Origin of the sequence: Neobacillus drentensis (assembly GCF_036962125.1) — a bacterium.
GTDB lineage: Bacteria > Bacillota > Bacilli > Bacillales > Cytobacillaceae > Neobacillus > Neobacillus drentensis_B.
The window spans coordinates 29,028-53,181 of the sequence record NZ_JBALOA010000001.1; the positions used below are offsets into that span (position 1 = coordinate 29,028).

At 38.7% G+C, this 24,154-nt stretch carries 20 protein-coding genes and 1 riboswitch; all 20 genes read right to left on the reverse strand.

The annotated features are described in order from the left end of the window. Nucleotides 1-76: 76 nt before the first annotated feature. A riboswitch (SAM riboswitch) is annotated at nucleotides 77-189 on the reverse strand. A gap of 154 nt (nucleotides 190-343) precedes the next feature. The 20 genes from argH to V7121_RS00250 all read right to left on the reverse strand — a co-directional run bounded on the left by argH (nucleotide 344) and on the right by V7121_RS00250 (nucleotide 23,870). Further along, complete coding sequence (gene argH, locus V7121_RS00155) at nucleotides 344-1,720, reverse strand: argininosuccinate lyase (protein WP_335499914.1); 1,377 nt, start codon at nucleotides 1,718-1,720, stop codon at nucleotides 344-346. 60 nt (nucleotides 1,721-1,780) lie between these two features. Continuing rightward, entirely contained in the window at nucleotides 1,781-2,992 is a 1,212-nt protein-coding gene (locus tag V7121_RS00160) for an argininosuccinate synthase (RefSeq protein ID WP_335545318.1), read from the reverse strand. 82 nt (nucleotides 2,993-3,074) lie between these two features. Next, the gene (gene argF / locus V7121_RS00165; protein WP_420490688.1) at nucleotides 3,075-4,052 is read right to left on the reverse strand and encodes an ornithine carbamoyltransferase; all 978 of its coding nucleotides are present in this window, start codon (nucleotides 4,050-4,052) and stop codon (nucleotides 3,075-3,077) included. Then, nucleotides 4,045-7,272 carry a carbamoyl-phosphate synthase (glutamine-hydrolyzing) large subunit gene (gene carB, locus V7121_RS00170; RefSeq protein ID WP_335545319.1) on the reverse strand — a complete coding sequence of 1,076 codons (3,228 nt, stop codon included), beginning with the start codon at nucleotides 7,270-7,272 and terminating at the stop codon, nucleotides 4,045-4,047. Before carB ends, argF begins: the two co-directional genes overlap by 8 nt. Next, on the reverse strand, nucleotides 7,259-8,335 hold the full coding sequence (locus V7121_RS00175; protein ID WP_335545430.1) for a carbamoyl phosphate synthase small subunit: 1,077 nt from the start codon (nucleotides 8,333-8,335) through the stop codon (nucleotides 7,259-7,261). The genes carB and V7121_RS00175 overlap by 14 nt, the downstream gene beginning before the upstream one ends. A gap of 5 nt (nucleotides 8,336-8,340) precedes the next feature. Continuing rightward, nucleotides 8,341-9,540 (reverse strand): acetylornithine transaminase, encoded by a 1,200-nt coding sequence (locus tag V7121_RS00180; protein ID WP_335545321.1) that lies wholly within the window; start codon nucleotides 9,538-9,540, stop codon nucleotides 8,341-8,343. After that, nucleotides 9,540-10,337 (reverse strand): acetylglutamate kinase, encoded by a 798-nt coding sequence (gene argB, locus V7121_RS00185; protein WP_335545323.1) that lies wholly within the window; start codon nucleotides 10,335-10,337, stop codon nucleotides 9,540-9,542. The genes V7121_RS00180 and argB overlap by 1 nt, the downstream gene beginning before the upstream one ends. A gap of 15 nt (nucleotides 10,338-10,352) precedes the next feature. Next, entirely contained in the window at nucleotides 10,353-11,582 is a 1,230-nt protein-coding gene (gene argJ, locus V7121_RS00190; protein WP_335545325.1) for a bifunctional ornithine acetyltransferase/N-acetylglutamate synthase, read from the reverse strand. A 55-nt stretch (nucleotides 11,583-11,637) separates the two neighbouring features. After that, nucleotides 11,638-12,675, reverse strand: a complete 1,038-nt coding sequence (gene argC / locus V7121_RS00195; RefSeq protein WP_335545327.1) for an N-acetyl-gamma-glutamyl-phosphate reductase — start codon at nucleotides 12,673-12,675, stop codon at nucleotides 11,638-11,640. A gap of 285 nt (nucleotides 12,676-12,960) precedes the next feature. Beyond that, complete coding sequence (locus tag V7121_RS00200) at nucleotides 12,961-13,392, reverse strand: DUF4395 domain-containing protein (RefSeq protein WP_335502305.1); 432 nt, start codon at nucleotides 13,390-13,392, stop codon at nucleotides 12,961-12,963. 129 nt (nucleotides 13,393-13,521) lie between these two features. Continuing rightward, nucleotides 13,522-14,286 carry a type I 3-dehydroquinate dehydratase gene (gene aroD / locus V7121_RS00205; RefSeq protein WP_335502307.1) on the reverse strand — a complete coding sequence of 255 codons (765 nt, stop codon included), beginning with the start codon at nucleotides 14,284-14,286 and terminating at the stop codon, nucleotides 13,522-13,524. 16 nt (nucleotides 14,287-14,302) lie between these two features. Further along, entirely contained in the window at nucleotides 14,303-14,815 is a 513-nt protein-coding gene (locus tag V7121_RS00210; RefSeq protein ID WP_335502377.1) for a shikimate kinase, read from the reverse strand. A 180-nt stretch (nucleotides 14,816-14,995) separates the two neighbouring features. Then, complete coding sequence (locus tag V7121_RS00215) at nucleotides 14,996-15,895, reverse strand: ABC transporter permease (RefSeq protein WP_335502308.1); 900 nt, start codon at nucleotides 15,893-15,895, stop codon at nucleotides 14,996-14,998. 17 nt (nucleotides 15,896-15,912) lie between these two features. Beyond that, a complete protein-coding gene (locus V7121_RS00220) occupies nucleotides 15,913-16,920 on the reverse strand; it encodes an ABC transporter permease (protein ID WP_335502310.1) in 1,008 nt (335 codons plus the stop codon). Nucleotides 16,921-17,053: 133 nt separating this feature from the next. Continuing rightward, on the reverse strand, nucleotides 17,054-18,670 hold the full coding sequence (locus V7121_RS00225; RefSeq protein WP_335502378.1) for an ABC transporter substrate-binding protein: 1,617 nt from the start codon (nucleotides 18,668-18,670) through the stop codon (nucleotides 17,054-17,056). Between the two features lie 55 nt (nucleotides 18,671-18,725). After that, entirely contained in the window at nucleotides 18,726-19,694 is a 969-nt protein-coding gene (locus V7121_RS00230) for an ABC transporter ATP-binding protein (RefSeq protein WP_335502312.1), read from the reverse strand. Continuing rightward, nucleotides 19,675-20,688 carry an ABC transporter ATP-binding protein gene (locus V7121_RS00235; protein WP_335502314.1) on the reverse strand — a complete coding sequence of 338 codons (1,014 nt, stop codon included), beginning with the start codon at nucleotides 20,686-20,688 and terminating at the stop codon, nucleotides 19,675-19,677. Before V7121_RS00235 ends, V7121_RS00230 begins: the two co-directional genes overlap by 20 nt. A gap of 267 nt (nucleotides 20,689-20,955) precedes the next feature. Further along, nucleotides 20,956-21,579 (reverse strand): GyrI-like domain-containing protein, encoded by a 624-nt coding sequence (locus V7121_RS00240; RefSeq protein WP_335502316.1) that lies wholly within the window; start codon nucleotides 21,577-21,579, stop codon nucleotides 20,956-20,958. Between the two features lie 27 nt (nucleotides 21,580-21,606). Further along, entirely contained in the window at nucleotides 21,607-22,371 is a 765-nt protein-coding gene (locus tag V7121_RS00245) for a MerR family transcriptional regulator (protein ID WP_335502317.1), read from the reverse strand. A gap of 161 nt (nucleotides 22,372-22,532) precedes the next feature. Next, nucleotides 22,533-23,870 carry a diguanylate cyclase domain-containing protein gene (locus V7121_RS00250; RefSeq protein WP_335545329.1) on the reverse strand — a complete coding sequence of 446 codons (1,338 nt, stop codon included), beginning with the start codon at nucleotides 23,868-23,870 and terminating at the stop codon, nucleotides 22,533-22,535. Nucleotides 23,871-24,154 lie beyond the last annotated feature (284 nt).

The following is a 24,154-nucleotide window of genomic DNA, read 5'->3' on the forward strand; positions in this document are numbered from 1 at the left end:
GTAAACTAAGTTCAAAAACTTTTACTTCTTATAAAATAAGAAAAACCCTCTTCATAAGAAGAGGGTAGATTTCCTCCTCTTATCTGTCAGATTAATAAATAACCTGCAGGAATTAGCACCTTTTCAAGAATAATCTTGATGGTTGCCGGGCTTCATCGGGCCTAGTCCCTCCGCCGCTCTGGATAAGAGTGTTATGTAATTGTTTCATAAAATTTCCAAGTTATAAAAAGTATTCTAGTTGAATCCTTTGTAGTTGTCAATATTATTTGAAATTTCTTTTTAATGTGAGAAATGTTTTCAAATTTCAAGCCCGCCAAATGGCGAGCCTTAAAAAGTTAACTATTTATCGCTGTAGTTTTCCCTCAGCCAGTTTAATTTGCTTCTCGACTTGCTCAGGAGCTGTTCCCCCAAAGCTGTTTCGGACACTGACCACATGTTCGGGAGCCAATACCACATAGATATCTTCATCAAATAATGGACTAAAGCCTTGGTATTCATCAAAGCTCAAATCCAGCAGAAATTTGTTAGATTGGATGGCATATAAAACAATTTTTCCAATCACTTCATGGGCATCACGGAAAGGCAAGCCCTTTCTCACTAAGTAATCGGCAATATCTGTGGCGTTTGAAAAGTCATTATTTATCGCCTTGCGCATCACATCTTTTTTAACCGTCATCGTTTCAATCATCGGCGCTAATAACATTAAAGAACCTTCAAGGGTTTCAACGGTATCAAACATACCCTCTTTGTCTTCCTGTAAATCCTTGTTATAGGCAAGTGGCAAGCCTTTAAGAACGGTCAGCAAGCCGATCAAATTACCATATGTCCGTCCGGTTTTTCCACGAAGCAGTTCAGGAACATCAGGATTTTTCTTTTGCGGCATAATACTAGAACCCGTACAAAATGAATCATCCAATTCTACGAACTGAAACTCTTGGCTAGACCAAATCACTAGTTCTTCTGATAATCTAGAAATATGAGTCATAATAATCGAACCGATTGATAAAAATTCTAGAATAAAGTCGCGATCACTAACAGCATCCATACTATTAGGATACACGGTCTCAAAACCAAGCAATTCTGCCACCCGTTCACGATTTATCGGAAACGTAGTACCTGCCAATGCACCTGAACCAAGCGGAAGCCAATTAATGCGCTTTAAACTATCAATTAATCTCTCCTTATCACGTTCGAACATCCAAAAATAGGCCATTAAATGATGAGCAAAGGAGACAGGCTGGGCACGCTGCAAGTGTGTATAACCTGGAATTAAAGTCTGGACATTCTCTTTCGCCTGCTCAATTAATGCCTGCTGGACATCTTCCAATAATTTAATAAGCTCTGTCGTTTTCGTTCTTAAATACAGATGCATGTCAGTAGCCACCTGATCATTGCGGCTGCGCCCCGTATGGAGTTTCCCGCCCACAGGTCCAATTTTTTCGATTAATAGCTTTTCAATATTCATATGAATATCTTCATCTTCTACTAAAAATTCAACCTCATTGTTATCAACCAGCTTTTTAATAGAGAGTAGACCGTCCTTAATTTTCTCGGCATCTTCCATTGGAATGATGCCACACTCACCTAGCATTTGCACATGAGCCAAACTGCCAGCGATATCCTGTTTCGCTAGCTTTTGATCAAACGAAATGGAGGCTGTAAATTCCTCAACTAGTTTATTGGTTTCTTTTGTAAATCTGCCGCCCCATAGCTTCGACATATAGTGCTCCCCCTTAACCTAACAAGACAGCCCTCGAAATGGACTCGAGGGCAATCCTACTTATTTTAAAATTGATTCCTTTTTATTCACTTCTGAATAGACTTTTGTTGGCAGACCCCAAATCTTAATGAATCCAACAGCGGCATTATGATCAAATGCATCACCCTTTGAATAGGTTGCTAGTTCCTCATTGTATAGACTGTATGGAGACTTTCTTCCTACAACATTATGATTACCTTTATGAAGCTTCACACGGATCGTGCCAGTAACAGTCTTTTGCGTTTCATTAATAAATGCATCAAGTGCAGGTTTGATAGGAGAATACCAAAGTCCTTCATAAATGATTTTAGACATTTGCTGTTCAACCTGTGTTTTAAATTGAGATACCTCACGAGTTAAGGTTAAAAACTCTAATTCCTTATGAGCATTGATTAAAATCAATGCAGCAGGATTTTCATAAACTTCACGAGATTTAATCCCTACTAATCTATTTTCGATATGGTCGATACGGCCAACACCATGCTTGCCGCCTAGGGCATTAAGCGTTTCAATTAATTGGACAATCGGAAGTTTTTCACCGTTAAGGGCAACAGGTACACCCTGTTCAAATTCAATTTCAACATATTCAGCTGCGTCAGGAGTTAACTCAATTGGATTCGTCCAATCGAAGGCTGCTTCTGGAGCTTCAGCCCATGGATCTTCCAACACGCCGGCCTCACAGGCACGTCCCCAAATGTTTGCGTCGATTGAAAATGGATTATCTAAATCCACTGGGATTGGAATGCCATTTTCTTCTGCATATTTAATTTCTTCATCACGTGTCATTCCCCATTCACGAACAGGGGCAACAACCTTTAGGCCTGGGTTTAATGCTTGGATGGAAACTTCAAAACGAACTTGGTCATTTCCTTTCCCTGTACAGCCATGGGCTACAGCGGAGGCTCCCTCTTTTTCAGCTACCTCTACTAATAACTTTGAAATCAACGGGCGAGATAGTGCTGATGACAATGGATATTTACCTTCATATAAGCAATTAGCTTTTAAAGCAGGTAAAATATATTCCTTGGCTAATAATTCCTTCGCATCGATCATATAGGCCTTAATTGCTCCGACATTTATTGCCTTATTTTTGATTGCTTCCAGATCTTTTCCTTCACCGACATCTAGACCTAATGCAATCACATCATATCCATATTTTTCTTGAATCCACTTTACTGATACTGATGTATCTAAACCGCCTGAGTAGGCTAAAACGATTTTTTCCTTTGTCATCTTTATTCTCCTCTTGCTATCAATGTATTTTTATCCAACCGATAGTATTATTATACAACACGTCTCATAAAAAATGAAACTATTATGCTAGTAAAAGTTTTAAAATTGCTTTTTGAGCATGCAGACGATTCTCCGCTTCATCAAAGACGACAGAATGTGGACCATCAATGACCTCTGCAGTTACCTCCTCGCCTCGGTGGGCTGGCAAACAATGCAAGAATATAAAATCTTCTTTTGCATATTTACACAGTTCTTGATTTACTTGAAATCCTTGGAAAGCCTGCAGTCTCTTTGTGGTTTCATCTTCCTGCCCCATGCTGGTCCAGACATCTGTAACGATTATATCAGCGCCTTTAACAGCTTCTTCCGGATTATTGGTAATCATAAGATTGCACCCAGTTTGTTTTCCAACTGCAATGGCATTTTCGGTTATATTACCATTGGGCAAATATCCGGGCGGACTAGCAATGCTAATGTCCATGCCCACTTTCATTGCGCCCTCCATTAATGAGTGGGCCATATTGTTATTGCCATCACCGATATAACATAGCTTTAAGCCGGCTAATTTCCCTTTATGTTCAAGTATTGTTAATAAATCTGCTAACACTTGAGTTGGGTGCTGAAGATCGGTTAAGCCATTAATGACTGGTACTGATGCATGTTCAGCCAATTCCTCTACTGAATCATGTGAAAAAGTACGAATCATTAAACCATCCACATAACGGGACAACACTTTTGCCGTATCTGATATACTCTCTCCTCTTCCTAATTGAATATCCTTTGAACTTAAGAAGATTGCATGGCCGCCGAGCTGCAGCATCCCTACTTCAAATGATACTCTTGTACGGGTAGATGATTTTTCAAAAATCATTCCTAAAACCTTTCCCGCTAAATATGGATGCGGTTTTCCTAGTTTTTGGAGTTTCTTCATCTCTATCGCTTCATTCAGAAGATAGAGGATTTGATCCGTACTGAAATCGGAAAGTTGTAAAAAATCCTTTCCCTTCAGTTTCAGCATATTTTTATTAGTAATATCAAAAAAATTAATGGCTTCACCCATGAACGGCACCTCTCTCTTCCAACTTGTAATATTCATTTACAGATCGTACCTCGAAATCGGATTGTGGCCCTTTTTCAAGGTTGATAATCGCTTCAATTGTATCTAAGTGAGTAAATACAGGTACCTTGTAGCGAACGGCATGCTCGCGAATTTGGAACCCGAACTTGATTTTATTTCTTCCTTGATTCGGTATATTAATGACTGCCTTCATGGACTGGTTTCGGAATAGATTAATGACGTCATCGTCATTCTGAACCACTTTTTCAACAGGAATTTCATGATCTTGGAAATAAACAGCTGTTCCCTCTGTTGCAACAATCTTGTATTGTTTTTTTACAAGTTCTTGAATGATTGGAAGAGATGCTTTCTTATCCCGATCGGCGATAGAACAAAATAAATAATTCTCGTCTGTTTGCCCGCCCAGAGTTGGAATCAACTTTTCCAGTGCCTCTTGATAAGTTATTCCCATACCAAGTGCCTCACCTGTTGATTTCATTTCCGGTCCGAGCACATGGTCAACACCCTTTAGTTTACTTGATGAAAATACCGGTGATTTTACTGAAAAATAATTTGGTTCCTCCATTAGTCCCTTTTTGGAGCTTAAATCGTTGAGCGATTCTCCTAATTGGACACGAGTGGCCCATTCAATCATTGGGATACCCGTAACCTTACTCATAATTGGAACCGTTCTAGATGAACGAGGATTAACTTCTAGTACATTAACCTGATCTTGATAGATAACAAATTGAATGTTCATGATTCCAATCACTGGTGCAGAGTGAGCGATTTTCCATGCATAATCGATTAATGTTTCTTTAAGACTTTCTGTTAGTGATAACGGCGGGAACACCGAAATACTATCACCAGAGTGTACTCCTGCTTTTTCTATATGTTCAAAAATTCCCGGTACAAGGATATTTTCGCCATCACATATGACATCAATCTCACATTCTAGTCCAGGTAAATATTTGTCGACTAATAAAGGCCACATCGTAGCTTGCGAATTTTTCTCGAGCTGCACAATATATTGGTTCAACTCCGCTTCTGAAAAAATTGTAAACATTGATTGACCGCCAATTACATAGGATGGTCTCACTAAAACAGGATATCCTAACGCAGCCGCTGCTTTTATCAATTCTTCAGGTTGTGTAACAGTTTGACCTTCAATATGTGGAATATTTAAGTCTTCCAGTAGCTGATAGAATTCTTTGCGGTCTTCTAAACGATCAACATTTTCCACGGTTGTGCCTAAGATCTTTACACCTTCTTCTTCTAACTCATGGGCGATATTGATCGCCGTTTGTCCGCCGAACTGAATTAACACACCATCAACATTCTCTTTTTCGATAACATGCAGGACATCCTCTGCAGCTAGTGGTTCAAAATAGAGGCGGTCAGCAACAGAATAATCGGTACTTACGGTCTCGGGGTTATTATTAATGACCACTGCTTCATAGCCTTTTTTCTTAATCGCTTGGGCTGCATGAACGGAACAGTAATCAAATTCTATCCCTTGCCCAATTCGAATTGGTCCTGAACCAATCACAAGGATTTTTTTCTTATGGTTGACCTCTACCTCATCAAATCCATGCCAGGTTGAGTAATAGTAAGGAGTGACGGCGTCAAACTCAGCGGAACACGTATCAACCATTTTATAGCCTGGTTTCCAATTCAGTTCTTTCCACTTGTTCCTTACTTGCTTTTCAGGAATGGCATATATTTGTGATAATAGCTTATCAGCGATATTATTTCGCTTGGCCTGCTTGAGCAAGGAAACGGGAACATCGCTCCAATTATAGGACGCTAATTCTGTTTCTAACGTAACGATTGAGCTAATTTTGTGCAAAAACCATGGATCAATCTCCGTTAATTGTTGAACTTTTTCAAGTGAGAATCCTCTTCTGAATGATTCCGCAATAATGAACAAACGCTGGTCATTCCCTTGTGTAAGAAGTTCAAGCAAATTCTTTTCTTCGACAAACTCATTAGCCTTTAAGCAAAGCCCATAGACATTCATTTCCATCGAACGAATCGCTTTGTTTAAAGCCCCTTCGAAGGTCCGGTCAATCGCCATTACTTCCCCAGTCGCTTTCATTTGTGTGCCTAAAGTACGGTCTGCTTCAGGAAATTTATCAAAAGGGAAGCGAGGCAGTTTCACCACAATATAATCAATCGCTGGCTCAAATGAGGCAAACGTATTACCTGTTATTGGATTCACAATTTCATCTAAATGATAGCCAATTGCACATTTCGCAGCCATTCGGGCAATTGGATAACCAGTCGCTTTAGATGCAAGCGCCGACGAACGGCTTACCCTTGGGTTTACTTCGATAATGTAATATTGATTGGATGCTGGATGCAATGCAAATTGGATGTTACAGCCACCAATAATTTTTAATTCTTTAATTACTTTAATGGAAGAGTCTCGAAGCATTTGATATTGAACGTCTGTTAATGTTTGCGAGGGAGCAACAACAATTGAATCTCCCGTATGAACACCAACTGGGTCCATATTTTCCATATTACAAACTATAATGCACGTATCATTTGCGTCTCTCATGACCTCATATTCAATTTCTTTCCAGCCTTTAATACTTCTTTCAACTAGGACTTGCTGAATCGGACTTGCTGCTAACCCCTTTTTAAGAACCATTTCAAGTTCTTCGTCATTATAAGCAAAACCGCCGCCATCCCCTCCAAGTGTATAGGCTGGACGAATGATGACTGGGAAGCCGATTTTTTTAACAAAGGATACCCCTTCTTCAAAACTATGGATAATTGCAGATTCAGGAATGGGTTCACCAATTTTCAGCATTAAATTTCGGAACTTCTCACGATCCTCGCCATTTTTAATGGATTCAACTGATGTTCCTAATAATTCTACATTGTACTTTTGTAAAATCTTTTGCTCGTAAAGTTCTACGGTTAAATTCAAACCGGTTTGGCCGCCAAGTGTGCCAATAACCCCATCTGGTTTTTCTTTCTTGATGATTTTTTCAATGGTTTCCACATTAAGCGGTTCAATATATACCTTATCGGCAACCGCTTCATCCGTCATAATGGTTGCTGGGTTATTGTTAATTAGAACAACTTCAATTCCTTCTTCTTTCAAGGCTATACATGCCTGTGTGCCTGCATAATCAAATTCTGCAGCCTGCCCAATGACAATGGGACCTGATCCAATCACTAGTACTTTTTTTAAAGTTTTATTTAATGGCATAAACAGTCTCTCCCATTGACGCTATCTGACTTACAAAATCTTTTAAGATATACTCTGTATCACTTGGCCCAGGATGGGCTTCAGGATGAAATTGCACCGTTTGAATTGGTAGGTTTTTATGCTTTAACCCTTCAATTGAACGATCATTTACGTTACGGTAGGTAACGGCAAAAACTTTATTGTCGATGCTCTCATCCACCACAACATAGCCATGGTTTTGTGCTGTAATTTTGACTTTACCAGTCAATAGTTCCTTAACCGGATGATTACCGCCTCGATGCCCATAAGCGAGTTTTTTGGTTTTTGCCCCATATGCTAAAGCTATTAATTGATGCCCTAGACAAATTCCTAGTGTAGGATAGTTTTGGCTTATCTTTTTTATTTCAGGAAACCATTTTTTCAATTCTACCGGATCCCCTGGGCCGTTACTAAGTAGGACACCATCCGGATTCAGGGAGTTTATTTTTTCAAAAGGTGTATTATAAGGAACAATCGTGACTGCACAATTTTCATCTAAGAGGGCGTTAAGAATCGACTTTTTATAGCCAAAATCCATAAGTACTACATGCGGCCCATTGTTTTTAAAATATTGAATCTTTTTTGTAGATACTTTCTCCACCCAAAAATCATTTTTTTCTGGGACTGAGCATTCGACAGTTTCGGTGTGGCTTAAATACCCTTTTACAGTTCCGCGGCTCCGAATGGTTTTCACTAAGAGTCGTGTATCAACCCCAGCAATCCCTGGAACTCCAGCGTCTTTAAGTTTTTCAGAAAATTTATTGATAGATTGATAATGGCTCGGCGTTTCACATAAATCACCGATTATCACCCCAGAAAGGGCTGGTGTGATACTTTCATTATCGATTGCATTTATTCCATAATTTCCAATGATTGGATAACAGAAGGTAATGATTTGACCAGCGTAGGATGGATCCGTAATAATCTCTTGATACCCAGTCATGCTAGTATTAAAAACAACTTCTCCGAGAGAATCCTTTTCGGCACCAATTAGTACTCCTTCAAATACTTCTCCCGTTTCCAAAGTAAGGTATCCATTCTGCAAAATACTCACTCGCCTTTCTCAATACTTTGGAATGTATTTTCCAATGCTTTAATAAATTCATCTATTTCAGCTTTTGTTACTGTTAATGGAGGTAAAATTCTCACAACATTTGGTCCGGCCGTTAAGATCAGAAGATTGTTTGCGATGGCTTTTTGAACAATTTCCAAGGCATTCGTTTCAACAACTATTCCTTTTAACAAACCGAGTCCGCGGATATCTTGGATAAAAGAGTACTTTTCCTGTAGCTCTTCCAGTTTTTTTGTTAAATATGTTGAAATTTCATTGGCTTGATTTAATACATTACTCTCTGTTAAATGAGTAACAGTCGCGAGTCCTGCAGCTGTGGCTAATGGGTTCCCTCCAAAGGTACTGCCATGGCTTCCTGGATCAAAGCCTTTGGCGGCCTCTTCTTTTGCGATTATCGCTCCAATTGGAAAACCTGAGCCCAGGCCTTTGGCAATACTAATGACATCCGGCTCAATCCCGAATTGTTCATAAGCAAAGAGCGTACCTGTTCTGCCCATCCCTGTTTGGATTTCGTCCACCATGAGAAGAATTTCTCTTTCTTTACAAATTTTTGCGAGTTTACTAACCCATTCTTGATTTGCAGGGATGACTCCACCCTCACCTTGAACCAGTTCAAGCAAGACAGCTGCAGGCTCAATGGTATAGAGCAGTTCAAGCGCTTCTTCATCATTAAATGGCAGATAGCTAAACCCTGATACTAACGGGAAAAATCCTTGCTGAATTTTTTCTTGTCCTGTAGCCGATAAGGTTGCTAGTGTCCGCCCATGAAAGGATTGCTGGAAAGTGACAATTTCAGGTGCTTCATTTCCCTTCACTTTGTTGGCATATCTTCTAGCTAATTTAATCGCTGCTTCATTAGCCTCTGCTCCGCTATTGCAAAAGAACACCTGGTCACCAAAACTATTGGCTGTAAGCAATGATGCTAGCTGCTCTTGATTTGGTATATTATAAAGGTTTGAGCAGTGCCATAAGTTCTGCAATTGCTCCTCCAGTGCATTCTTTACAACATCTGGAACATGCCCTAAGTTACAGGTCGCGATGCCGGAAGTGAAATCTAGGTACTGTGTCCCCTGTTCATCCCATACAAAGCTGCCCTTCCCTTTAACGACTGTAACAGGGAAGCGAGTATATGTTGCCATTACTGGCGTGGTTAGTGAAATAGACTGATTGATTGACATTACGCGATCCCCTCTTCTAGGACAATTTTTGTGCCGACTTTTTTACCTTCTAAGTAATCTATTAAGCTATTTTTATCAAATCCATTGATAATGCCCACCTCAGGTATGTTATGAACAAGTCCGTCAATAGCTGCTTTTACTTTTGGAAGCATCCCACCATAAATGGTTTTATTATCGATTAACTTTTCAATTATTGATTTGGAAGCTCTATCAAGCTTCGTCTTCATCCCATTTATCTCAATTAAAATTCCTGGGATATCACTGATAAAGCAAAGATTTGCCCCAAGTGCTTTTGCTATTGCACTAGCTGCTATATCTCCATTAATGTTGTACCGCTGTCCACTGGCATCTATTCCAATTGGAGAAATAACTGGGATATACCCCTGTTTTACAATCGCATCTATTACATTATGATTGACTTCGAAAACGTCCCCGACAAAGCCTAAATTCTTTGAGTCAGAAATTGGCTTCGCTTTTAACAAACTACCATCAACACCGCTGACACCTAGTGCTTCTCCGCCAACTTCAACTATGTTTCTGACAACTTGTTTGTTGACTGAACCACTTAATACCATTTCGACGACATCTAATACCTCATGATTAGTTACTCTTAGACCGTTCACAAATGTCGTTTCAACATTTAAGTTTTTTAATAACGACGTAATTAAAGGACCGCCTCCATGGACGATAATTGGTGTCCACTCACCCGCTTGATGCATCTTTACTACATCTTCATAAAAGGACCTTGGGAGATTACCTAACACACTTCCTCCGCACTTAATGACTATATATTTCATTTTTTCGTCCTCCTATTACGTGCGGTAGGATGCGTTGATCTTCACATAATCATAAGTTAAGTCGCATCCATAAGCTGTAGCGCTATATTCACCTTGGTTTAATTCAACACTCAATTTAACAATTTCCGACTCTAAGTATTTCTTTACCTCTTCTTCGATAAAGTCACTTGGCAAACCATTCTCAAATACTGTGAAAGGTCCAATCGCCACTTTTACCGCGTTCGGTTCAACAGGTACACCACTATAGCCAATCGCTGTAACGATTCTTCCCCAGTTTGGATCCGTTCCATAAATAGCAGTTTTAACAAGGTTCGAGGATATAATTGCTTTGCCGACTGCACTGGCTGCGTTTTGACTATATGCGCCATTTACTTGAACTTCTACTAGTTTGGTAGCCCCTTCACCATCTCTGGCAATTTTTTTTGCCAGTGATTCACAAACAATTTTTAATCCTTGTTTGAAAAGCGGCCATTCAGGGTGATCTTTTGTTAGTTGTGTATTCTCTGCTAATCCATTGGCCATAACAAGGACCATGTCATTTGTACTTGTATCGCCATCAACGGTTATCATATTGAACGTTTGGTTCGTTATATCTCGAAGTGCTGCCAAAAGGTCTGCTTGTGCAACATTAGCATCTGTTGTGACAAATCCAAGCATGGTGGCCATATTTGGGTGAATCATTCCAGAACCTTTGGATGCTCCGCCGATACTTATTGTTTTTCCATCGATTTTTAGTTGGACTGCAGTGTGTTTTACACAAGTGTCAGTTGTTAAGATGGACTGCATAAAGTTATCTTCATTTTCATGCTCTTTATTTAGGATTTGTTTAATCCCTATTTCTACTTTATCAATAGGCATTATCTCTCCGATTACACCAGTGGAGGTTACGGCTACTAAATGTTCTTTGATTTCCAGTTGGCTTGCAAAAGTCTTTTGCATAGTGAATGCATCAAGTAAGCCCTGCTCTCCTGTACATGCATTGGCATTTCCAGAATTCACGATAATAGCTTGAACCTTGTTTTCTTTTGCGATGCTTTCTTGGGTAACTAATAGTGGAGCTGCTTGAAAGATGTTGGTTGTATATACCCCTGCAGCTGTTGCAGGAACCTCTGAAATGATGTATCCCAAATCAAGTCGCTTTTTCTTTATTCCACAGTGCATGCCGCCTGCTTTGTATCCCTTTGGTAAGGTAACACTACCTTCTTCTATAACAACGATTTCGTTTGTGGATGTTGCTTGTGTCAATTTAATTTCCCCCTTTATATGCCCTTCGTTCTCCAATTTATCAAGGTAGTATTTTTTATGGATACATCGGAATGTCAGTGAGCCCTGTTCGCTCATCCCAGCCATTCATCAAATTCACATTTTGGATGGCCTGCCCAGCAGCACCTTTAACTAAGTTATCAATCACTGAAATGATGGTCAGCCTGTTTGTTCTTTCGTCAACATGAAGTCCGATATCGCAATAATTACTTCCAGAGACCTCTTTTGTTGAAGGGATATTCCCATCAGGCCGCACTCTTATAAAATGAGATTCTTGATAAAAATGTTTATATAAATCGATAACTTTTTTTGTCGAAATTTCTTCTTTTAGATTCACATACATCGTGCACATAATACCCCTTGTCATTGGTACAAGATGTGTAGTGAATGAAATCGTTAGTGGATTCCCACTTTCATCTGAAAGTACTTGCTCAATTTCCGGAATATGTTGATGTGCTCCTAGTTTATAAGCTTTTAAGTTTTCATTTATTTCGGAGTAGTGAGCTGTTAAGGAAAGACCCCTGCCTGCACCAGATACTCCTGATTTTGCATCAATGATTATCGACTTTTCATCCGATAATTTGGATGTAAGGATTGGGATTAGACCCAAACTAGAAGCAGTCGGATAACAGCCAGGATTAGCTATTAAATTAGCAGTCTTTATTTTATCTGGATAAACTTCACTTAAACCGTAGATTGCTTGCTTCAAATATTTATCTTCTGCAGGTGCATGCTTATACCATGATTCATATATTTCACCAGACCTTAGCCGGAAATCACCAGATAAATCAATACATTTAACTTCCCTATCAATTAGTTGTGGTGCAAGTTTGCTGCTCACACCTGATGGGGTAGCAAAAAAGACAACATCATTCTTTTCAGACAATTCATTAACATCAAATTTTCCAAGCGGTTGATCAACAATTTCAGAGAGATGTGGATAAATTCCGCTAAAGCTAGACCCTGATTGTGAGTTTGAAATAACAGAACCAATCTCTAAATAAGGGTGCTTATCAATTAGCCTTACTAACTCCACCGCTCCATAACCAGTACCACCAATAATTGCCGCCTTCATTTCCCCAACTCCTAAGTTGCCTTCATAATGAATTATTATACATATCTATATATAAATATTCAATAAAAAGATACCTTAATTTTCAGTTTTATCGAGGAAACTCGCCTTTAAGTTATGAAAACGCTTACAGCACCCTTTGTTAGATTATTAAATTTTTATGCATGTTTATGTATAAAAAAGACAGTGTACAGGAAAAATATTCACTTTTTCCTGTCTGGATTCCAACCTACATCGTACTTCTCCAAATAAAAAAAGTCCCTGCACTAAGCAAGAACTTTGATTTCTTCATATTTTATTAATTGATTTTCTATATTTATATTGTTTCCATTGGAAGTGAATGAAGCACCCCACACAAAAACCTAAAATAGCAACAAACGCGGCCACAGCAACAAGAATGGTGAACACGTAACCCAAGGAGGTCCATCCCAAATAAAAACTTAAGAATCCTATACCAAGACATGTTACTGCAATCTTTTGATTAAATTGTTGCTGGTCCCAATCTTCTGGAATATAGGAGTTTGGGGCTTTCCTTAAAAATAAACTAGCGAATTTTATAACCGGATTAAACCCAAATAACAGCCCTAGAAGTCCTGAAATAAATGGGATTAATAAAAACCATTCAAAATTGAACATCCATGTTAACAGCACACTAATAACAATCACCGCCTGGTTCGCTTTTACGATCGGACGAGGGATGGAACGTGTTGTTTCTGTCATGATACTAATTCCCACCTTTCATATTGGAATTATATGCTTAAGGTCATTCTAACTTGAATGATTTAAAATGTATAGTTATTTATTTTTAATAAAATACAAAAAGCACCCAGTTGAGTGCTTCACCAAAAATTATAGGCATTCATGTAAAAGATTTAATACACGGCGTAACTCTTTCACATCTACTTGTCCTGGGGCGGATGCCTTTTTGGCGGCGCCAAAAGTAACAGCTGATCCAAATACTTCCCCAGACAATCGACTGATGACTCCTTTACCTGCCATAGACATGGTAATGAAAGGTCGATCAGCAAATTTTTCTTTCATTGTATTTGTTGCATCTAAAAGGGTTAGCACATCCGCCGTACTAGTTGGCATAACCGCAATTTTTGGTATATCGGCCCCTAATTCTTGTGCACGCCTTAACCGTGCGATAATTTCTTCTTTTTCAGGGGTCTTATGGAAATCATGGTTAGAAATAATGACAAAGACATTTGTTGTGTGTGCAGTTTCAACTATTCTATTGATATCCTTTTCATCATTGAATAATTCCACATCAACGAAATCTACTAAACCCGTTTCCACAATAGTCTTGTTTAATTCAAAATAGTAAGACGTACTTACTTCCTTTTCCCCACCCTCTTTATGACTTCGGAAAGTAAAAATAAGCGGTATATTAGGCAAGAGCGATCGAATCTCAACGAGTGCCGCTTTTACTTTTTCAATACTATCAACCTGGTTAAAAAAATCTACACGCCACTCGACAATATCTATATCTAATTCTAAAAGAGATACGGCTTCTTCCTTTATTTGTGCAAGGGTTTCACCCACCAATGGCACGCATATTTTGGGCGTTCCTGCCCCAATTGTGAGACCTCTAACAGATACTGTTTTAGTCATTTCCCCCGCCCCTTAACTATTTTCTATTAGAATTTCTAGCTTGTCTTACTCCCAAGGATATTAATTTTTCCACAATTTCATTTGCAATATCCTCTGCATCCTTGTGGTCAGCTGAAATCTTTAAATGGTGATCAACATAAATATTCTGTCTTTTGGAAAAAAGCTCTTCCATTTCTTTTATAGACTTTCCTTGTAGCACCGGACGAGAGTCAATAATCAACTCGATTCTATCCTTCCAACCCTCTAAAGATAAATCCAGGAAAATAACCATACAAGATTCTAAACAAATGCTTTTAATTTCTTCTTGTAAAAAGGCACCTCCGCCCACAGAAATAACCTTATGTTGTTGTTCTGCTAGACTTGTAATTAAACTTTTTTCTCTTTCTCTAAAAACTTTCTCACCATATGCTATGAAAATTTGTGATACCGGCATCTTGAACTCTTTCTCAATTTGTTCATCAATATCAATAAAGTCACGATTAAGCTTTGCCGCGACCTTCTTGCCAATCGTAGTTTTCCCAACTCCCATGAAGCCAATAAAAACAAGGCTCTTATCTCTGTTTTCCAAAATCCACAACCCCCAATAGGATAAAACAAATAATTAAGCATAATTATAAAGCTATTTCGATATTTTAGACAATTTTTTTATTACCCATGATATGGTACCTGACACTCAAAATAGAAAAAGACCCCGACTGGAGTCTCTTGTCTATTGCTTCATTTTCGGATCAAGGATATCCCTTAGCCCATCTCCCATTAAGTTAAAACCAAGAACAGTCAGCATAATTGCGATCCCTGGGAAGAATAGCGTCCACGGTGCCTGGGTGATATAATTCTTTGAATCGGCCAGCATTTTCCCCCATTCTGGTGTCGGTGCTTGTGCACCCATGCCAAGGAATCCGAGGGCAGCTGCTTCAATAATGGCTGTGGCAATCGCTAAAGTAGCCTGGACGATTACCGGCGATATACTATTAGGTAAAATATGATGAAGAAGGATTCGTGTATCTTTCATTCCGACAGCTCGAGCTGCCATAATATATTCTTCCTGTTTCACACTTAATACTTTAGAGCGGACAAGTCGTCCAAAGTTTGGAATATTAATAACCGCTATCGCAATCAAAGCGTTTTGCAGTGAGGGTCCCAAAATAGAAACAACGGCTATTGCCAATAGGATACTAGGAAAGGCTAGCATAATATCAAAAATACGTGAGATAATGGCATCTACCCAGCGGCCGTAATATCCAGCCACAATTCCGAGTAATGTCCCTGCCACCACTGAACCTAAAACTGAGAAAAAGCCAACCCACAATGAAATTCTTGCCCCATAAACAATTCGTGAAAAAATATCACGGCCAAAGTCGTCTGTCCCAAACCAATGTTCACTTGAAGGAGGGAGCATCCGATCCGCCAATACTTGATCCTTGAAACTATATGGAGCAATAATCGGTGCAATTATCGCAATAATGATAAAAAAGACAACGATTCCTAAACCTGCTAAGGCTAATCGGTTTTTGTAAAATGAAATCCACGCTTCCTTCCAGGGAGGTGTCAATTTTTCTTCAACAATTACCGTTGTTATATTTGCCGGTTTTTTTGCGAGTTCTGCCATGTTATAATCCCCCTCCTCTACTTGGTATATTTAATTCGTGGATCAACAAAAACATATAATAGATCGACAACTAAATTAATGAGTACAAAAATGGCCGCAATAATTAATATCCCTGATTGGATAACTGGGTAGTCACGATAGCCAATTGCATCATAGAGATATCGCCCGATTCCTGGCCAGCCAAAAATCGTTTCAGTCAAGATGGCTCCTCCCAGCAATAGCCCTGTTTGCAACCCGATGATTGTTAGAACAGGGATAACAGCATTTTTTAAAGAATGTTTATAAACTACCCAAAACATGCTCAGTCCCTTTGCTCTTGCGGTTCGGACATAATCTGACTTCATTACTTCCAGCATCGTTGCTCGAGTCATCCTCGCAATAATGGCCATTGGAATTGTAGCAAGTGCTAAGCTTGGCAGCACCAAATGCTTAAGGACTGTAAAAAACTGGTCGGTTCTGCCTTGTAATAGAGTATCTATTAAATAAAAATGAGTAATAGCACTAACCGGGTCCCGAACATTCTCTCTTCCTGTCGTCGGAAGCCAGCCTAATTCTATTGAAAATACCCATTGCTCCATTAAACCAAGCCAAAAAATCGGCAAGGATACTCCAATTAGGGCAAGAACCATTGCAATATAATCGAACCATGATTTCGAGAACCAGGCACTGACGATTCCTGCATTTACCCCAACTACAATAGCAATTAACATTGCCACTACAGTTAGTTCTGCAGTTGCAGCTAAGTAGGACCAGATTTCTTCGTTGATTGGGCCTCTTGTTCGAAGTGAAACTCCTAAATCGCCATGAAGTAAAGCATTAATATAATCTGCGTATTGTATGTACCAAGGCCTGTCCAGCCCCAATTCCTTCGTTAACGTGGCAATGGATTCTGCGGTTGCTCTTTGCCCAAGAATTACCTGTGCGGGATTTCCTGGAATGGCATGAATGATAGCAAAAACAACGAGAGTCATCCCAATTAAAACAGGTATTAAAGAAAACACACGGCGGACTGTATAAGTAAACAAATTTTTCACCTCACTGTAAAGCACGAGTGCCTGATTAGACACATTGGCTAGACATTTTTTTACAAAAAATATGGAATGTCATTAGTTAACAAAAGGGGAGGCTAAGCTCCCTCCCCTTTTTTAGCCATTATTATTATTTAAATTCAACTTTTGTCAATGCTTCTGAGCCTGTTGGGTGTGGCAAGTAATTTACCACATCTTTCCCTGCTGCTAGTAACGGTGTAGAGTGAACAAGTGGAACCCACGGAGCATCATCATGGATAATTACTTGTGCTTCCTCGTAAAGGGTATTACGCTTGGCCTGATCAACTTCCGTTTGTGCTTTAATTAAGATGTCATGTAATTTGTCATTGCTGTAGTGAGAATAGTTATTACTTCCAATGCTGTCTTTATCAAGCAAAGTATATAGGAAGTTATCAGGGTCACCATTGTCACCAGTCCAACCCAGCATGAACATGTCAAATTCGCCTTTGGCTGCTTTATCTAAGTAAGTAGCCCAATCCACAGATTGGATTTTAGCTTTGACATTGATTTTACTTAAACTTTCTTGAATTACTTCAGCCACTTTTTGTGCCTCTGGCATATAAGGGCGAGCAACAGGCATTGCCCATAAGTCAATTTCAAACCCTTTTTCATAACCAGCTTCTTTTAATAATGCTTTTGCCTTCTCTAAATCATATGGATACGGCTCAACTGACTTATTATAGCCTTCGATGGAAGGCGGCATTGGGTTAACAGCAGCAAGGGCTTTCCCACCATAAAACGCATCAATAATCGACTTTTTATCAACCGCATAGTTAATCGCTTGACGAACAAGTTTATTATCAAATGGTTTACGAGTGGTTGTTAAACCGATATAACCAACGTTCATTGAAGGACGTTCAATAACTTGGAGGTTAGCGTTTGATTTAACGGTAGCCTCATCAGAATTGTTTAGTCCATCCATCACGTCAATCTCACCATTGGCAAGAGCGTTAAGACGTGCTGTATTTTCAGGAATCACACGGAAAATAACTTTATTTAACTTAGGTAAGCCTTTTTGCCAGTAGTCAGGGTTCTTCTCAAGAGTGATTGTATCGTTTTCTTTCCACTCTACAAATTTAAATGGACCTGTTCCAACTGGATTTTGTCTAAACTTGTCCCCGTATTTCTTAACTGCCGTTGGGCTAGCAATTCCAAAAGGAGACATGGCTAAGTTCTTTAAGAATGGAGCTTGTGGACGTTTTAGTACGAATTGAACGGTATTGGCATCTACTGCTTTGACTTCTTTAATAACATGTCCTTCATCCTTTTTATATCCGCCAAACATTGTGTAGTAAGGGAATTTGTCGGAATCTCCGTTCATCCAGCGATCAAAGTTAAACACAACTGCATCTGCATTAAAATCAGTACCGTCGTGGAACTTAACTCCTTGACGAAGGTGGAATGTATAAGTTAATCCATCAGGCGTAACTTCCCATTTTTCAGCAAGCCCTGGATTAATCGTGGTATCTTGATCACCATATTGGAGCAATGTTTCATAAATATTTTCTGTTACTTTGAATGCTTCCCCTTCAGTGGTTGTGATTGGATCTAAAGATGTTGAATCCCCACCACGGCCATACACTAGTGTATCTTTTTTCGATCCACCATTAGTGGCAGGATCTTTCTTGCCTCCTGCTTCTTCATTCGTTTTACTGCTGCAGCCAACTAAAAACATACTGATGGCTAATAAAGATATCAACAGCAGTTTAAAAGATCGTTTCTTCATAAGCATTTTGAACCCCCTAAATTTTTGTTTGTTTTTTTATCATAAATGCTGCAAGTCACTTGTTATATAGGTGACAGGCTACAAAATGACCGTTTAGATTTTCTTCCGCAGGTCTAGTTCTTTTACAAATATCCATTACATGTGAGCATCGAGTATGGAATGCACACCCCGAAGGAGGATTCGCTGGACTCGGCAGTTCTCCTTCTATTAAAATCGTTTCCCTTTGAATATCCGGGTCCGGTATTGGAACAGCAGATAGCAAGGCTTTTGTATAAGGATGCTTGGGATTTTCGTAAAGTTCTTCACTTTCAGCTAACTCTATTAATCTTCCTAAATACATCACGCCCACACGATCACTAATATGGCGGACTACCCCTAAATCATGCGCGATAAATATGTAGGTAAGTTGAAATTCTTTTTGAATGTCCTTCATCAGGTTAAGAACCTGGGCCTGAATCGATACGTCAAGTGCTGAAACAGGCTCATCGGCAATAATTAGTTTTGGTTTAGTCATTAATGCCTTTGCAATTCCAATCCTCTGTCGTTGACCGCCGCTAAATTGGTGCGGATAACGTTTCGCATGGTAGCTGCTTAAGCCTACGACTTCAAGCATATCTCTTACTTGCTTTTTGCGTTCCTCTTTTGTCCCTATTCCATGAACAATGAGGGGCTCTTCAAGTATTTGTTCAATGGAATGTCTTGGATTAAGCGATGCGTAGGGATCCTGGAATACCATCTGAATTTCCCGGCGGGTTTTTCGTAATTCGGACTTTGACATACTAGTAATCTCTTGATCTTCAAAAACAATCTTTCCCTCACTTGCTTCAATCAAACGCATCAGCAGACGGCCAGTCGTCGATTTCCCACAGCCGCTTTCACCAACTATGCCCAATGTTTCTCCTTTTCTTACGTAAAAAGAAACATCATCAACCGCTTTGACTTCGCCTTGTTTCCTTCCAAATAGGCCGCCTGTAATCGGAAAGTACTTTTTTAATCCATTAACTTCAAGAAGTAACTCCGACATGGTTGTCACTCCCCTTCTTCAATGTATGTAGGAAACAACGCACTTCATGTCCGTCTTTTTCCGTTTTATATAAATCCGGAGTTTCTTCGTGGCACTGACCGAATGCACCGCTGCATCTTGCCGCAAACCGACAGCCCTTTTGAATGGTTCCTGGTGTTGGGACGGTTCCCGGAATACTATAAAGCCGTTCTTTTTTTCCTCTTAAATCAGGCACGGACTTTAACAATCCTTTTGTATAAGGATGCTGCGGATCTTTGAGTATCGTTCGAACATCGCCCTGTTCCACGATTTGCCCTGCATACATAACAATTACCCGTTCACAAATTTCTGCTACCACACCTAAATCATGGGTAATGAGAATAATCGATGTATTTGTCTTTTTATTTAAATCCTTCATTAATGCAAGTATTTGTGCTTGAATCGTTACGTCTAAAGCAGTGGTTGGCTCGTCCGCAATCAGTACCTTAGGATTACAGGCCATGGCCATTGCAATCATCACCCGCTGCCTCATTCCACCCGAAAGTTGGTGTGGATGTTCCTTTAGAATGCCTTCTGCTCTTGGAATACCGACAAGTTTTAACAATTCGATACTTCGCACAATAGCTTCTCTCTTTGAAAGGTCTGTATGTAGCCTGATAGCTTCAATTAATTGATTTCCAATGGTAAATAAGGGATTCAATGATGTCATAGGCTCCTGAAATATCATCGAAATCTGGTTACCCCGAATTTTCCGCCACTCTTTTTCAGAGATATTTTTCAGGTCTTTGCCTTCAAAAATAATTTCACCCTTCTCAATTTTTCCTGGAGGGGAAGGAATCAGCCCCATCGTTGCAAGAGAAGTAACACTTTTACCGCTCCCTGATTCACCAACAATCCCAAGAATTTCGCCATCCTGTAATTCAAAACTAATCCCTTCAACTGCCGGTACTAACTTTTTCCCTGATTGGAAGGACACTCTTAAGTCTTTTATACGAAGAATAGGATTTTTTTCCACATTTGCACCTGCCTATTAATTCATTTGATTGATGAATTCTCTATCTTCGGAAATATTATAATATAGTAAATTTTAAAATAATTATGACATATATTACTTTAGTAGCAATAGCTATTTTTGTCAATTACGTGAAAAAAGTTCAAAATATTACAGTAGCACTGAGTCGCGTTGATATAATAAAGTATAATTTGGTGCTTTTTAGCAAAACCCTTAAAATTTAATACTAAAATACTAAAAGATATTAAAAAATAAAAAAAACCTGCAAGACTATTGCTGTCTTACAGGGAATCTCAATACAGTTTTTAGTTTTTGTTTATCTGTCTTGCGGGGGTCAGAAAGATAGATTTCCCGATGGGTTTTGCTTGTTCGAATATATCCTTTCTCTTTGCAAAAAGACTCCATCATATCAAAACTTTCTTGTTCATTATCGTATGGCCCGATATGCAAGATTTGACAGGAAAGACCATCAATTAGTTCGCCAAATTCGGCTTTTTCAAGGTATGGATTTGATTTCTTTTTCTTCGTTTTTTCCACAAAGTTTGCAAACAGCTGACTAGTTAAAAAATCAGGCTGACGGATCATAATTGTGTATTTGTAATTACTCTTATCTTCTATCGGCTTGGACTTATCAACCAAATCCCAAATACCCTCAAGTGGGAACACTGTATATTCATAGTAACCGTCAGGGACCTCATTACTTTTGTAAGACATTTTAACGGCATAGCTCAGACTGTATAATGCTTCGGTTGCTTTTGCAAATTCTTCTCCATTTGGATCCCCTGAACCGCTTATCATAATGAAGGGCATCTTCGGTACGTCAATAATTACTGGTACAGTTTTTGGCAAGTAAATTTGTTTATATGTTTTTTTATACTCTATTTTTGCTCCCAAAGCTTAAATCTCCTTACATGGTTTTGTTTATTTTTTCGTACCTGTATAAATGTGGATGGCATCTCTAAGAAACTCAGCTGTCCCTGGCTGTTTTTTATCATAGTATGCAGTAAATCTTTCATCATCTACATACATTTGCGCAAGCCCTGCATGTGCCTCTTTACTGTATTCGTTCCAATAGTAGCATAACCATTGTTTATGGAGGTCAGCAGCTTTTTGAGCTAAATCCCCTGCAGGGTCTTTCGTTTTATAGGCCTCAGCCAAGGTAACTTTGACTTGCTCAGCAAGCTTTGTAACCTCATCATATTGCTCTTGCGACATATTTTGTAGTTTAGCATTGGATTTATTAACCGTTTCATCTCCATACTTTTCCCGAACTTCTTTCCCGTACTTTTTTTCATTCTCATCAATCATTTTTTTCTTAAAGCCTTCGAACTTTTCTTTGTTAGACATTTTCATTCTCCCTTCTGTTACTGCGATTGTTTTATCTACATTTGCAATTAACAATTCTAATTGTTCCCTCTTCTCAAGAAGTTTTTTCCGATGCTCCCTCAGTGCAGCAGCACCATTAAAGGTCGGGGCCGTAACAATTTCTTTAATACTATCTAAACTTATCCCTAATTCCCTGTAGAATAAGATTTGTTGTAAGCGGTCTACTTCTGCTTGACCATAGATTCGGTAACCTGACGAATTAATTCTGGCCGGCTTAAGAATTCCAATCTCATCATAATACCTTAGAGTTCTAGTACTGACACCCGCTAAACTTCCAAGCTTCTGCACGGTATACTCCACGCACTCACCTCCTATAAGTTAACGATACACCTTTACGCAACGTCAATGTCAATCACTTTATTGAAAAAACGAATGCCCATTTTTAGAGGGAGTAAAAGAAGAAAAAATGGTGCCTGACACCATAGATGGACACTTGTCCATCTGTGGTGTCAGGCACCCAATTATTTCGAATAAATTTGAAAGTTCCCTCTTCCTTCTTCTTTTGCTTTGTATAAGGCAATATCTGCTTGTTTAAGCAGCAGTTTTTCATCTTGTTCATAATTAGGGGAATAAAAAGAGATACCAATACTTGAAGAGATTTTTATTGGTTTCTTTTCAATAACCCAGTCGGATTGCAGTGAAGTTAAAATTCTATCTGCAATTTCGATTGCTTTCCCTTTATGATTCAAATTAGTAATTAGGATACCAAATTCATCTCCGCCAATTCTAGCTAGTAAATCCTCTTCACGAGTACATGCTTTTACACGTTTTGAGAATTCCTTAAGTAATTCGTCACCGATATCATGGCCCCAGGTATCATTAATTTCTTTAAATTTATCAACATCCAAATAAAACACCGCTAATGTTCTTTTAGACCTTTCCGCACGAATCATTTCTTCTTTCAACCTCTTGGAAAAGAAATTTCGATTTGGTAATCCTGTTAAATAATCATGAAGGGCCAAATGTGTTAACTCTTTTTCATACATCTTTCTATCTGTTATATCTTTATATACTACAACTGCTCCATCCCAGTTACCGTAATTATCGTAAATAGGAGAATACGATGCCAAAACATCAATGAGATGCCCATCTTTTGTGATCCTTTGAACTTCATGGGAAGGAACAACTTCACCATTTTTTACTCTCTCAATTATTTCTTTTAAGTCTTCCTTGCTGTTCATTGGAATAATAGTGATTGTATGATCCTTCGTTATCTCCTCCTCTGTCCAACCTAATAGATTGACAAATGATTTATTAACCGAAACGAAATTTTCGTTTCTATCAAAGATATACATCGCATCCGCGACACTATTCCACACCAATTCGAAACGATCATTAAGCCTTTTTAATTCATTCTCTCTCTCTCTTCTTTCAGTCACATCACGGACTACTGCTAATAAATGTGTACATACCCCGTCCTGATTAAATACAGGCGTTATCTCAGATTCCCAATAAACTACCTGACCGGGGACATATTTATATTGTGGCCTTTTGGGATGATTTTGAGAGACAACTATCATATCCTCATATGTAATTGGCCTTCTTTCCACTATCGCCTGTTTGTATTTTGTCTCAATTATTTTAAAAACAACTTCAGGCAAAACCTCCCCTAGAGGCTTATTAAATGACTGATTCGTTAACCCCGAAAAGATCTTAGCAGGCTCATTTGCTAATACGTAGCTAAACTGACCATCTTTTTCAACCTTTGTCAGGTAAACTAAATCAGACATATCATCAAATAATTGAAAGAATAGGTCAATCTTATTTAAAACTTCAAGATTGTATTTATCTGCATTCATAATTTGCCTTTCTTAATAGAAGATATTAATAATAATTTATCACTTGCCATGCCACATTTTCAATATACTCACTGTATTAGAATTACTAATAGGAATAGTTTATCCCTTAATTTTTGAGATAATCATTATTGGGTTTGAATACCTCTCTTTTAAAAATAAATCTATTATTCTATCAAAGTGAATAATCACCCTAATCTGAAATAATTTATTATTTTAAAAAAACTTTCTTTTCTCATTCAATTTGACCAAAATTCAGTATTATCAATGTTTGTAACCTTACATAA

What these genes read in the sequence shown, in the direction of transcription:
- argH (WP_335499914.1), bottom strand. Translation starts at nt 1,720, where the DNA reads ATGTCGAAGCTATGGGGCGGCAGATTTACAAAAGAAACCAATAAACTA.
- V7121_RS00160 (WP_335545318.1), bottom strand. Translation starts at nt 2,992, where the DNA reads ATGACAAAGGAAAAAATCGTTTTAGCCTACTCAGGCGGTTTAGATACA.
- argF (WP_420490688.1), bottom strand. Translation starts at nt 4,052, where the DNA reads ATGGGTGAAGCCATTAATTTTTTTGATATTACTAATAAAAATATGCTG.
- carB (WP_335545319.1), bottom strand. Translation starts at nt 7,272, where the DNA reads ATGCCATTAAATAAAACTTTAAAAAAAGTACTAGTGATTGGATCAGGT.
- V7121_RS00180 (WP_335545321.1), bottom strand. Translation starts at nt 9,540, where the DNA reads ATGTCAATCAATCAGTCTATTTCACTAACCACGCCAGTAATGGCAACA.
- argB (WP_335545323.1), bottom strand. Translation starts at nt 10,337, where the DNA reads ATGAAATATATAGTCATTAAGTGCGGAGGAAGTGTGTTAGGTAATCTC.
- argC (WP_335545327.1), bottom strand. Translation starts at nt 12,675, where the DNA reads ATGAAGGCGGCAATTATTGGTGGTACTGGTTATGGAGCGGTGGAGTTA.
- V7121_RS00200 (WP_335502305.1), bottom strand. Translation starts at nt 13,392, where the DNA reads ATGACAGAAACAACACGTTCCATCCCTCGTCCGATCGTAAAAGCGAAC.
- aroD (WP_335502307.1), bottom strand. Translation starts at nt 14,286, where the DNA reads ATGACTAAAACAGTATCTGTTAGAGGTCTCACAATTGGGGCAGGAACG.
- V7121_RS00210 (WP_335502377.1), bottom strand. Translation starts at nt 14,815, where the DNA reads ATGGGAGTTGGGAAAACTACGATTGGCAAGAAGGTCGCGGCAAAGCTT.
- V7121_RS00215 (WP_335502308.1), bottom strand. Translation starts at nt 15,895, where the DNA reads ATGGCAGAACTCGCAAAAAAACCGGCAAATATAACAACGGTAATTGTT.
- V7121_RS00225 (WP_335502378.1), bottom strand. Translation starts at nt 18,670, where the DNA reads ATGAAGAAACGATCTTTTAAACTGCTGTTGATATCTTTATTAGCCATC.
- V7121_RS00230 (WP_335502312.1), bottom strand. Translation starts at nt 19,694, where the DNA reads ATGTCGGAGTTACTTCTTGAAGTTAATGGATTAAAAAAGTACTTTCCG.
- V7121_RS00250 (WP_335545329.1), bottom strand. Translation starts at nt 23,870, where the DNA reads ATGAATGCAGATAAATACAATCTTGAAGTTTTAAATAAGATTGACCTA.